Raw genomic sequence first — 12,422 nt, 5'->3', positions numbered from 1 at the left:
GCAGGGCGTTAGCCCGAGGAAGCTCGCCACTCCCCCACAGGAAAGACCAGCTATAAAAAGTCAAGTTTGGAAAGTGAAACTTCATTATTCTTTATGAAGCATTCTGTCCATGCCAAATAAACCTCGTGGAAGAGGAATTTAAAAGCTTCTAGCCCTTTACTGATATGGCATTAATTTGGGCGAGGTTCGTAAGGCTTCTTATCCCTTAATATCGCAAAAATAATGTGAGTCAGCTTACGGGCTACAGCTCCCACAGCTGTTCCGTGAGCTTTCCCACGATTTCTTAGTTTCTTATAGTGCTGAGATAAAGCGGGATCTTGAAAGCTAGCGACAAATGCAGCTTGCCATATGGCACGACGGAGATATGGAGACCCTCTCTTTGATATCTTCATTTTGTTGCCTTGGAAGTTGCCTGATTGGTGTACTGAAACATCTAGGCCTGCGTAGGCAACGAGTTGTTCAGGACGTTCAAAACGGTCAACGGAACCAATCTCCCCTAATATAGCTGCCGCCAGAACATCACTAATCCCTATAATTGTGGTTAAGTAGTGGTCCTGACGATTCGAAAGCTCTGTGAGCGATGTTTCTATCTCGCTGATTTGTCTGTCTAACAGGGATAGTTGTTCAAGAAGAAGGTGAATCTGCATCCGAAAAGCTTCACCACCTATGGATATTCCGAAACTTTCTTGTGCTTTTTCTTTCAATTGATCCGCCTTTTCATGAGCTCTTCTCTCGCCATATCTTCCTTTACTGGCTTGATTTAGGAGCTCAGCGAGCCTTTTTGTATCAATGGATAGAAGGTCTTCAGGTAATGGATAATGAAGGAGAACTTCGGTAGAGGATACACCGAAAATATCAGAAAACAACCGTTCATACTCCGGAAATACCTGATCCAGTAGAGAAATAATCTTTCGTTTGATATCTGAACTTTGATCTACTAAGGAGTATCGAAGTCGCTCCAAGTGCTTTAACTGAAGAAGGTCATCTTCAATAAATGGAGTAGCTGCGGGGTTATCAATTCGGATAACCTGAGCGATGAGGTATGCATCCTGTACATCTGTTTTCGTCTTTCGAATATAAAAATTGCGTAAGGCATCGGATTGTAGAGGATTGAACGAGGTCACTTTAAATCCAAGCTTATGTAAGAATGAAAACACGGATAACCAATAATGCCCTGTAGCCTCAAGTCCGCATGCGCAATTGTCTGGTGTGATCTCATGTTGATTTAAGAACTTTAGAAGTTTGTCACTCCCTGATCTGGAATTGGAGAAACGCACGGTTTTACCTATGGCTTGACCATGTTCATCAATTAACCCAGCCTCATGATTCTGTTTTCCAATATCAATACCGAGATAATTCAAGCAAATCCACCTGCCCTGTAATAATTACCAGATGAGAGAGTTCCTCCGTATCTTTACAAGTATCCAGGCTCGTTAGATATACGACAACAATGTGTCATCCAGCTTATTCGGATCATCCTGTAAAGAGGGAGGTGTCATACTTTCCTACGAAGACGTGGCTTCAAGCGAGGTGTCGACACCTCCATCTGATTGCCCTCATTATACCTTGTATGAAGATAGTGAGGTCCACCAGAAACAATCTGGTAACTATAATATACGAGCGAGTTGCTTCCCAGACACCCCTGACGCTCAACCAGGCATCGAACCCCGGAACATCTCGAAACTGAATCTTCAAGAAAAGGGAGCTTTCGTTTAAGAAGAAGGGCAAAGGTAAACCCCGGAGTAAGGACTCCAGGGTTTGGGGGTTGAGTTTATTTACTTTGATTGCACAAATAGTTGTAACAGGCTTCAATGTCGCTCACGCAATCATGAATGCCCTCTTTTTCAATTTCGATCAAAGCAAATGGATTCAAGGTAATGGTATAGGAAGCAATGTGTAGGATTGGGTTCTCCTCCGTTAAATTCTGCAGTTCTTCATAAACCGGATCCCGCTCTTTTTCAACGAAATCGAACCAGCTTGCTTGTTCCATACCGCCACTCCTTCACGAATGTTCTAGTAAGAACTATTCGCCATAAGGAAGAAAAATCCTCTTATGCAGTGATGACTTCAACTTCCCACTGATCGTTGACATAGAGACCAATGACTTCGACGTTGAAGCCCCAGGACTTCACGAGGTCTACTGATTCCTTGATTTGACCCGCTTTCTCTTCGCGACCGACAGGGTTTCCGGCACAGTTGTAGTGGCCGACAATCGCCACAACACCTGATCCGTGCTTATCTACAGAGATATCAATCTTTGTTTTGACAGCGGCCAGTTGATCTTCAGATCCTTCCAATAAAAACTTGGTCGGGCCTGCTTCTGTAATCATGTCGATGTATTCGGTGCCGTATCGTTCCTGCATCCAATGGATGACGGGGAGCTGTACGCGTCCGTCCATACAATTAATTGCTGTAGCAAACGTTTTTTCTGCCATAAAAAATCCCTCCAAATTAAAATTTATATTTATCTTATCATAACAAAAAAACAGCAGGAGTGGGTGTCCTGCTGCTTTTGATCAATTAATGCCTTGAATTTGCATCCCTTCTACTGTTGCTGTGCCATTTTCTCGGATACGTGCCTCGATATTCACTTGATCTCCTTCTCTTAGGAAAATAGCGAGAGGGGCTTTGCTTGTGCTGACCGTATAGATGGTCGTTTCCCCTTTTAATAAAAATTGGACAGACTGCCTGGAGTCGGTAGAAGTGACAAGCACGCGGTTGATGGTTCCTGACTTCTCCGTCAAGTCGACCCCTTGACTTCCCTCTATACTACTAGGGTCCTGGGCAATTTGCAGACGGTATGCGTTCAACGTCTGCTTGGCTGTATCTCCAAAAACAGCAAAGTCTGAATCCGCTGCCTTGATGTACGCGTACTGCTTGAACAAGCCATTGGGATCAAGTACGTTGACAATCCATGTCGGGTGACCGTCCACGTTGTAGAGAACCGGCATCGTCCCTGTCCAGTTCTTCTCAGGATACTGTTTGTTCACGATCTGCACAGCGCCTTTACTATCCATGATCCCTTGATTTTGCTGACCATTGTAATAGGTAAGGGCACCGGTCCGCGCATTGATCAACGTATATCCAAGGGCAGAATCAATATTTTCTTTTGGTGAAGCCATATCAGTAAAGTAGAACATTTCACCCGCTTCGTTGAAAATAGGAGTGACACTGCTTTCGGTTCCTGACTCATTCGGTATTTTTACATCTTTTTTCCCAAAGATTGAATTTAGCCATCCATTCACATATTTACCGAAATACTCGTTTTCAATAGCTGCAAGTTCAGAGCTGACCGACCCTTCGACGAAATCAGGAGCTTCAGAAGAATCATAGGTTTCGATGTCACCTGAGACCGGATCAACAATAGCCACTTTGATATCACTCATGTCCGGACGGTTGGAAAACAGGAGCGGCTTATAAATCGTTTGGACGTACCAAGGTTTGCCTTCGTCATCCACTTCGATCTGTGCATCACCACTCTGAATATAATCCGGATGTTTTCCATAAACGACACGCTGCACATTGTGATTGAAGAAACTAGAGTTCGTGTACCTCATTTTGCTCTGGACGAATTCAGGCTGTGCATTGATATTCGTAGCGGCAATTGTAAAGTACCCTTCTGTCTCATTTCCTCGTAAATAACGCCAGAAACTTGAAAACTCTACGGGAGCTACATAAGTAATTTCGCCATCAATTTGTTGGGCTTGTAGTTTTCCTAGATCATAGAATTGTGTATTCGGAACGACACTCATCGCTTTTTGTACTTTGTTTCTAGCTGATTCAGGTGCGACAGAAATAGGTGTATTTTCCTCATTCAAAGGACGCGCTTCTTCTTCTTCTGATTTCGAAATGCTTTCATAGCTGTCCTCCAGAGCTAAAATGCTGTAAATGAAAACACCAATGACTGCAACTGCTACGACTAATACAACGATCCCGGAAAGTGATTGATGCATCGTCTGATATTTCACGGGTACTCTTGCTCCACCGTACACTAACGGAACAAAAAGAACAGCCACAATTACATTGAGGATCAACATATTCGGCACCGTAATGGTCGGCATGAATGCGTAAACGATGAAGAACATTACGATAAGGCCGAACACTAGAACACCCAGTGCCGTTCTCATGATCTTCTTTCTTCTCATTCGATTTTTCACATAGACGATGATCGACAACGTCAAAAATAATAGAAAAGATAATACCGTTGTTAATAAGATTCCAATCATTCTACTTCCCCCTTCTTTCTCCATATTCATTACGTTGGAATATAGCGTTACGTTTCAATTATATATTCAATCATGAGAAAAAGCAGAACCTTACGTTCTGCTTTTCTTATTCAGATAGTCGACAAGCCCCATCGAACAAACGTCTATATCCAGTTTCAGAATATCATAGACCTCATGGTCCTGCGGTATCCCTTTTTCACTTAAATAAGACGATACACGGTTGTGAAGCCGCTCTTGAACGCCCTCCAACCCTTGACCTTGTTCTAAAGAATCCTTCGCTTCACTTACAAAAACGGGAATCCAGCCACTGACTTGGTCAAACGTTTGATCAGGATATTCCGTCTTCCCAAAATGCCCAAAATAGAGGCAGGAAGGGTTGATTTCCTGAAATCGGCGAATGGAATCAAGCATCGCTTCCGGGTCGAACTGATTCGGTGATGTCGTTGGCAAATAGAACGTAAGCCCATGATCTTCTGTGTGATGATAGCGGATCCCTGCTGTATCCCCCGTGAAAATCCCGTTGCTCATGGAATCATGAATCCCAAGGTGATGCTTCGCGTGTCCGGGAGTATCATAAAATGTGAGTGTACGGTTCTGTGAAAGCTTCAGAATGTCTCCATCTCCCTTTGTTTCCAGTCTATCTTCCGGGATCGCCAGAATTGGGTCGAACAATTCCTCAAACGCTTCCCCATAAACGGCTTTCGCTCCTTTAATTAAACGCGAAGGATCTGCGAGATGCCGCTTCCCCTTTTCATGGACAATAACTTGTGCGTTCGGGCATTCTTGCAAAAGCAGTCCCGCTCCTCCGGCATGGTCCAAGTGGATGTGAGTCAAAACAACATACGCTACTTTTTCTTTAGAAATCTCCAATTCTTCCAAACCAGCCAACACTCGAGCAACAGATGGGCTTGGACCCGTTTCTACGAGGGTAATGTCATCCCCTAATAAAACGTATGTACCTGTACGTCCTTCAAACCCCATATCATAGCCATCAATCAAAAACACATCGTTTCCTAAATCCATGGGCGCTCTTTTTTTCAATTCGTTCACCTCACCTTATGAATTATCTCTAGTGTACTAGAATTCAATCCATAATGATAACGCTTTCTTTTATAGGGGATATTCCTTCTTGTTGATTTTATTTTGGAAGGCTCCGTTTCGAGACTGTTGTAAGCATTTAGGGGCTTCGGGAAAAGGTTCGCTTTCCATGGGGCGGGCCTCCACAAATAAAATAAGAGGCTCCCCCTTTCCCTCTGCCCCTTTACCATTAGAAGACGCACCTTTAGGGTAAGGGGTTCGTTCTTCTCATCTCATGGGGTGGTTGGGAAGCTGCGAGACTCCCACGGGAATGGATTGGCTGGCGAGACCCCACAGGACAAAGTCCGAGGAGGCTTGCCGTCATCCCCACAGGAAAGACCAGCTATAAAAAGTCAAGTTTGGAAAGTAAAATTTCATTATTCTTTATGAAGCATTCTGTCCATGCCAAATAAACCTCGTGGAAGAGGAATTTAAAAGCTTCTAGCCCTTTACTGATATGGCATTAATTTAGGCGAGGTTCGTAAGGCTTCTTATCCCTTAATATCGCAAAGATAATGTGAGTCAGCTTACGGGCTACAGCTCCCACAGCTGTTCCGTGAGCTTTCCCACGATTTCTTAGTTTCTTATAATGCTGAGATAAAGCGGGATCTTGAAAGCTAGCGACAAATGCAGCTTGCCATATGGCACGACGGAGATATGGAGACCCTCTCTTTGATATCTTCATCCTGTTTCCTTGGAAGTTGCCTGATTGGTGTACTGAAACATCTAGGCCTGCGTAGGCAACGAGTTGTTCAGGACGTTCAAAACGGTCAACGGAACCAATCTCCCCTAATATAGCTGCCGCCAGAACATCACTAATCCCTATAATTGTGGTTAAGTAGTGGTCCTGACGATTCGAAAGCTCTGTGAGCGATGTTTCTATCTCGCTGATTTGTCTGTCTAACAGGGATAGTTGTTCAAGAAGAAGGTGAATCTGCATCCGAAAAGCTTCACCACCTATGGATATTCCGAAACTTTCTTGTGCTTTTTCTTTCAATTGATCCGCCTTTTCATGAGCTCTTCTCTCGCCATATCTTCCTTTACTGGCTTGATTTAGGAGCTCAGCGAGCCTTTTTGTATCAATGGATAGAAGGTCTTCAGGTAATGGATAATGAAGGAGAACTTCGGTAGAGGATACACCGAAAATATCAGAAAACAACCGTTCATACTCCGGAAATACCTGATCCAGTAGAGAAATAATCTTTCGTTTGATATCTGAACTTTGATCTACTAAGGAGTATCGAAGTCGCTCCAAGTGCTTTAACTGAAGAAGGTCATCTTCAATAAATGGAGTAGCTGCCGGGTTATCAATTCGGATAACCTGAGCGATGAGGTATGCATCCTGTACATCTGTTTTCGTCTTTCGAATATAAAAATTGCGTAAGGCATCGGATTGTAGAGGATTGAACGAGGTCACTTTGAATCCAAGCTTATGTAAGAATGAAAACACGGATAACCAATAATGCCCTGTAGCCTCAAGTCCACATGCGCAATTGTCTGGTGTGATCTCATGTTGATTTAAGAACTTTAGAAGTTTGTCACTCCCTGATCTAGAATTGGAGAAACGCACGGTTTTACCTATGGCTTGACCATGTTCATCAATTAACCCAGCCTCATGATTCTGTTTTCCAATATCAATACCGAGATAATTCAAGCAAATCCACCTGCCCTGTAATAATTACCAGATGAGAGAGTTCCTCCGTATCTTTACAAGTATCCAGGCTCGTTAGATATACGACAACGATGTGTCATCCAGCTTATTCGGATCATCCTGTAAAGAGGGAGGTGTCATACTTTCCTACGAAGACGTGGCTTCAAGCGAGGTGTCGACACCTCCATCTGATTCCCCTCATTATACCTTGTATGAAGATAGTGAGGTCCACCAGAAGCAATCTGGTAACTATAATATACGAGCGAGTAGCTTCCCAACCACCCCTAACTCTTAATAAGAGAGAACCCCGTAAATCTTATTGAAAGACGTCATGATCCTTCCATATCCTTTTACAAGTCAGAAGAAAATGGATTGTCACACTTTTGGGTTGGGTGAATATCATGGATTTTGAGGAGTTGGTTAAAATGACAGAAGAACGAGATATGCACCAAAAAGGTCATACGAAGCCGACCTATGAGCAGTGCAATAAAATGAAAGATTACCATGTCATGGTTCAAACCACGGATGGAAACAGCTTTGATGGAATCATCATCGACGTGAACAATGATAAGGTAACCATCTTGATCAGTGAAGACGTGATGGTGGATGAGGATGGCAATGAGATGGAGGAACGCCAATATGGATATGGGCGTCGTCGCGCACGCCGCTTCCGTCGCGGAGTATTTCCAATAGCCGGCCTTGCTACTCTGGCTCTATTCCCTTACTTTGCACGACCTTACCCCTACTACTACCCATATCCGTACCCTTACTACTACTAAGCCTTCCGATTCTAAAAGCCCCCGATGTTCACTTATCTCAATTACATGGAAAAAATTACCGTACCAGGTCATCCATATTATGGAATGTTTGGTACGGCATTTTTTATGTGCTGAAGATGTTTTTTTCGATTTGTTTCATTTCGTAGAAGTGTCCTTGTTTTTGCATGAGCTCATCATACGAACCTGCTTCAGCGACTTCCCCTTCAGCCATAACGATGATTTGATCCATCTTTTCAAGGCCGCTCAAACGGTGACTGATGAGGACGACGGTATCTTGAGAGGCCCGTTCATACAGGTGATCGAATATCATTCGTTCGGTCAAAGCATCGACAGAGGATGTCGGTTCATCGAGCAGCCAAAGACGCTTCCCTTTCAGAAAAGCCCTGGCTATGGACAAGCGCTGACGCTCTCCACCTGAAAGGTTTTCCCCTTTTTCGAAAACGGGTTGATCCAGATCAAAATCCAAACCGACCTCCTCGAGCACAAGCTTTATCTCTTCATCGGTCAGCTCTTCTCCTGCAAGCATGAGATTCTCACGGATCGTCCCGTAGAAATAATGGTTCTCCTGAAGAACGACGTTGCTGTTTTCCCATATGCTCTCTTCTGAAAGTTGCGTCATGTCCTTGCCATTGATCATTAGCTCACCCGTCGATGGGGTTTGAAACTTCATGAATAGTTGAAGCAGGGTTGATTTCCCGGAGCCACTTGCACCAATAACGGCAGTTTTACTGCCTGCTGGGATGGACAGGTTCACATTTGTAAGTGCCTCCCGTTCTTCGTCTGGAAAACGGTAACTGACATGGGATACTTGAAATTGAGGGGCCTGATCTTTCTCAAGGTTGTACGTTTCTGACACAGCCGTTCCGTCTTCCTCTACAATGGAAAAAAGTCGCTCCGCTGCCTGTTTGCTGTCGTCAAGGTGACTTGGCAGTACAGCCATAGGCGCTGCATTTTCAAAAACCGTCAAGGAGATCATGACGAGCATCGCCAGGAACAGCCCGTTCAAATCGCCTTCAGCAACTAGGAAAGCACCGAGAGCTGTGACGATCCATGAGACCAGGAGTGTTGCAAACGTGTTCCACGAATGACTCGCAAGCATCTGACGACTGTCCCGCTCATCCTCTGCAATATAATCTTCGGAAGTTTGCAAAAGCATCCCCTTTTTCTCTTCAAGCTGCTGGTAAATTTTTAGATCACGAAAGCCATAAAGCCATTCTGCTGCTTCGGTCGATAAATCTCCACGTGCCTGTCTTACATGGGTTGCTATTTTCCGCTGTTTAACCGTGTACCAAGCTGGAATCAGCACCCCCGTAACGACAAGGCCCAAGAGAAGGACGATGGCCACAGAAATCGAGAAGATGGATGTGAAAACAATCGTCCCCAAGAAGATGATGACAAGAACAACCGGTGGATAATAGACACGTAAAAAGAAATTTTGCAAGCTCTCGACATCACCGACAATGCGTGAAAGCAAATCACCACTTCGGAATCTCTGAAAAATCCTCGGGGCATGCGGCTCTAATTTTTTATAAAAAGCTACTCGCAAATTGCTTAAAATGGTAAAGGTCGCCCTATGGGAAAAATACCTTTCAGCGTATCGCCCAAGCGCTCTTGCAAATCCGAACAACTTCAAAAAGGCGATGAGCACCGTCAAGGCATACAAAGGAGGAATGAGTGCCGCTCGAGAGATTAAATATCCACTCGCACCAAACAATCCCACCGCTGACATACCAGCGAGAAAACCGAAAACGATGGAAAGCACGATATCCCTTTTTTCCATTACGACTAAACGGATGACTTCCTTCAGTTCTTTCATGCGGAATCCCCTCCTTGATGGACGGTCACCATATCCCTGTATTCCTGTACGGTTTCCAATAATTCGTCATGTGTCCCTTTCCCTATCAGATGACCACGATCAAGCAACAGAATTTGATCAGCCTTTTTGATCGTATGCAAACGGTGGGCAACAGTGATGATAGTCGCTGTTTTTGCAAGCTCCTCCATGGAGGCTTGAAGCACACGTTCCGTTTTCAGATCCAGACCTGTCGTCGGTTCATCAAACAGGATGACGGACGGCTTTTTCAAGAATGTACGAGCAAGAGCGAGGCGTTGCTTCTCTCCTCCAGAAAGCCCGCGTCCCGCTTCACCGACTGGGGTGTCGTAGCCTTTTTCCAGAGTGGCAATCAACGGAGCAATTCCCGCTTTTTCCGCGGCTTCCTGGATTTCTTCCTCTGAATGATTCCCGCTTCCTCCAATCGCAATGTTTTCAGCAATCGTTCCCGAAAATAAATACGGATGTTGAGAAATGTAGCTCACTTGTGAAAACCATTCCTTCTCCTCATAGTCAAAAAGAACCTGATCATTGATTTTAATAGATCCGTTTGACGGTTTAGCAAGGCCTGATAAGAGGTGCAGGAGTGTCGATTTACCCGCTCCGCTTTTACCGACGATTGCCACCTGAGTGTAAGGCGCGATGGATGCCGTCAAATCTTTCAATGCGAACCCTTCTTCGTAGTGAAAATTCACTTGTTCAAGCTTGATATCAGGAGAAGATTCTCCCTTTAACACACTACTCCCCCATTCGATGTTTTCCTCGTCTTTCTCAAGTTCTTCTGCCAGTTGGTTGGAAGCCCCTGATGCGCCCCTTCCTGTATGGAAAGCACTACCGAAGTCTTTTAGCGTCAAATAAAACTCAGGAGCAAGAATGAGTATGAAAAATGCAGAGAAGAAGGAGACACTCTCGTAAACAACGAGCCGGATGGCAATCTCTAATGCAATTAACCCAATGCTGAGCATGGAAATGAACTCAAGCATCAATGAAGAGACAAAGGCGACTTTCAACACTTCCATCGTCGCATCACGAAAACCGAGGCTGCTTGATTCAATCTCTTCCTTTTGCTGCTTGGAACGTCCAAAAAGTTTCAACGTCGTCAAGCCTTGAAGCGTGTCTAGAAACTTGCCGGAGAACGTGTTCAACTTCTCCATCTGCTCTTCTGATTTTTTCTTTGTCATGACACCGATAATCGCCATAAATAACGGGATGAACGGGGCTGTGATGATCATGATCAGCCCTGAATAAAGGTGCTGGGTAAAAACAACAACAAGGATCATCAATGGAATAATCATCGTCTGGATCATCTGTGGAATGTAGCTGCTGAAGTACCCGTCAATCTCGTCCACCGAATCCATCAGTAGACTAACCTTCCTCCCCGATTGCCCTTGTAAAGACGCTTGGACAGGATTGCGGGAGTATTTCTCAATGATGGACTGACGGAAATGACGTTTCGCTTTGGAAGCAAGCTTAATACCTGCGCGGCCATTCAGCCATGTGAACAACGTACGTCCAGCAAGCACAAGTAGCAATCCTGCCAGAAGTGGAAGGATAGTCTGAAAACGTTCCTCACCAAGGAAGATCCGGTCGACAATGGCAACAAAAAAGTAGGATTGACCAATGATCGTGGCACCAATCAACACGGACGTGAGGACCAACAGCATGAACACTTTTCGATCTGAGAAAGCAAGTCTGCTGAGGTACTTCATTTATATAAAACTCCTTATAAGCCATTTTGTGAAACAATTCACATTATCTACATTATAATTGATAAAGCAAAACATTGCTAAAAATAAAACCTGATGATTCTATGACAATTCTATATCATCGTCTCCTTAATAAACAGCTGTCATACGTAACCCTAAAGTCACCGGGGACGATACCTTTTCTACATCTTTTCCCTCTATTTATTTATGGACACCTTTTGCTATGTAAAAAGAAGCCCTCGATGTACCTCTTCCACTATTCTAGCGATCTTCAGCCTGCCATTCTCCTAAGGAAAGAGAGTGGTTTTATCTAGTAAAAGTTTCTTGGAATATGGACAAAATAAAAAAACCTACAGGGTTCATATCCCTGTAGGCTTGTGTGATTGATACCACCTGTATCTATATGTTGCGGCCGTATCTTTAACCGTCGTATGCCACAAGTCAGAAGCAAGCTTATTCGGCGTCTTTAATATGTTGGATCAATGAATAGAAACAACTCGGCCGATCTGGCCATTACTCGCAGTTTTACCAGAAGTCGACACAGGGATCTGGGGATTCCCTTATCAGCGATTGGGGATGACCAGAACCTTTCCTTCAGCCCCACTCTTATCCTTGGGATTCTCTAACTAAATAACCATTCAAAAATGGTGCACCCTATAGATAGCAGCCGTTATGCGATACAACGCCTACACAGGTACGCCCATCTACAAATTCTGCTTTTTTGCGGTCGCTTGACCAGTGAGAACCAGCCAGACCATATAAAGTAGGGTTAGCAAACAAAATGGCCTCCTCAACACTTGATTATTTCAATCAATATCCGGTCCCAACAACTATAGAAGGTCGATATGAATGGAATTACGTCCGTCTCCATTATAGGTGGGACCACCCTTAGGGGCATTCGTTATTCTTTCCTTCTGAGATACCGTTAACTTTGTTAATAAAAAATTTAACTTTTTGAATACTCTTTACGTTAACAACCCTCAGCAAGCTTGTCAAAGCGAAAAATTTTTTAAATCGGCTATAACCTATGAGATGATGGGGCTTAAGGCGATTTTATTAAATCATGGATTTTGACAAGCGATATTTATTCGTTAAGATTAAGTCTGTAAAGAAAAAATTTAATAAAGTTAATTGCTTTTACGCCTGTGAGGA

The 12,422-nt window shown here is 44.0% G+C and carries 9 protein-coding genes and 1 pseudogene; 1 reads left to right on the top strand and 9 read right to left on the bottom strand.

The features are described 5' to 3' along the window. Positions 1 to 170: 170 nt before the first annotated feature. The 6 genes from ACXACN_RS16160 to ACXACN_RS16135 all read right to left on the bottom strand — a co-directional run bounded on the left by ACXACN_RS16160 (position 171) and on the right by ACXACN_RS16135 (position 6,957). Positions 171 to 1,361 (bottom strand): IS110 family RNA-guided transposase, encoded by a 1,191-nt coding sequence (locus ACXACN_RS16160; RefSeq protein ID WP_474965326.1) that lies wholly within the window; start codon positions 1,359 to 1,361, stop codon positions 171 to 173. Positions 1,362 to 1,771: 410 nt separating this feature from the next. Next, entirely contained in the window at positions 1,772 to 1,990 is a 219-nt protein-coding gene (locus ACXACN_RS16155) for a hypothetical protein (protein WP_474965785.1), read from the bottom strand. Positions 1,991 to 2,051: 61 nt separating this feature from the next. Beyond that, positions 2,052 to 2,435, bottom strand: a complete 384-nt coding sequence (locus ACXACN_RS16150; protein WP_474965784.1) for a carbonic anhydrase — start codon at positions 2,433 to 2,435, stop codon at positions 2,052 to 2,054. Positions 2,436 to 2,516: 81 nt separating this feature from the next. Continuing rightward, on the bottom strand, positions 2,517 to 4,226 hold the full coding sequence (locus ACXACN_RS16145; protein WP_474965783.1) for a DNA-binding protein: 1,710 nt from the start codon (positions 4,224 to 4,226) through the stop codon (positions 2,517 to 2,519). Between the two features lie 90 nt (positions 4,227 to 4,316). Beyond that, a complete protein-coding gene (locus ACXACN_RS16140; protein WP_474965781.1) occupies positions 4,317 to 5,276 on the bottom strand; it encodes an MBL fold metallo-hydrolase in 960 nt (319 codons plus the stop codon). Positions 5,277 to 5,766: 490 nt separating this feature from the next. Next, positions 5,767 to 6,957, bottom strand: a complete 1,191-nt coding sequence (locus tag ACXACN_RS16135; RefSeq protein WP_474965780.1) for an IS110 family RNA-guided transposase — start codon at positions 6,955 to 6,957, stop codon at positions 5,767 to 5,769. Positions 6,958 to 7,379: 422 nt separating this feature from the next. On the opposite strand from ACXACN_RS16135, the gene ACXACN_RS16130 reads away from it, so the two are divergent. Further along, positions 7,380 to 7,733 (top strand): hypothetical protein, encoded by a 354-nt coding sequence (locus ACXACN_RS16130; RefSeq protein ID WP_474965778.1) that lies wholly within the window; start codon positions 7,380 to 7,382, stop codon positions 7,731 to 7,733. Positions 7,734 to 7,836: 103 nt separating this feature from the next. Here the strand turns inward: ACXACN_RS16130 and cydC are convergent, their stop codons facing one another. From cydC to ACXACN_RS16115, 3 genes and pseudogenes are all read right to left on the bottom strand, one after another. Further along, complete coding sequence (gene cydC / locus ACXACN_RS16125) at positions 7,837 to 9,549, bottom strand: thiol reductant ABC exporter subunit CydC (protein WP_474965777.1); 1,713 nt, start codon at positions 9,547 to 9,549, stop codon at positions 7,837 to 7,839. After that, entirely contained in the window at positions 9,546 to 11,273 is a 1,728-nt protein-coding gene (gene cydD, locus ACXACN_RS16120) for a thiol reductant ABC exporter subunit CydD (RefSeq protein WP_474965776.1), read from the bottom strand. Before cydD ends, cydC begins: the two co-directional genes overlap by 4 nt. A gap of 651 nt (positions 11,274 to 11,924) precedes the next feature. Then, positions 11,925 to 12,056, bottom strand: a pseudogene (locus ACXACN_RS16115) (hypothetical protein); the annotation flags it as partial. Positions 12,057 to 12,422 lie beyond the last annotated feature (366 nt).

Source organism: Halobacillus sp. AWM4_238, assembly GCF_056158265.1.
This window is presented reverse-complemented; position numbering and strand designations above follow the sequence as displayed.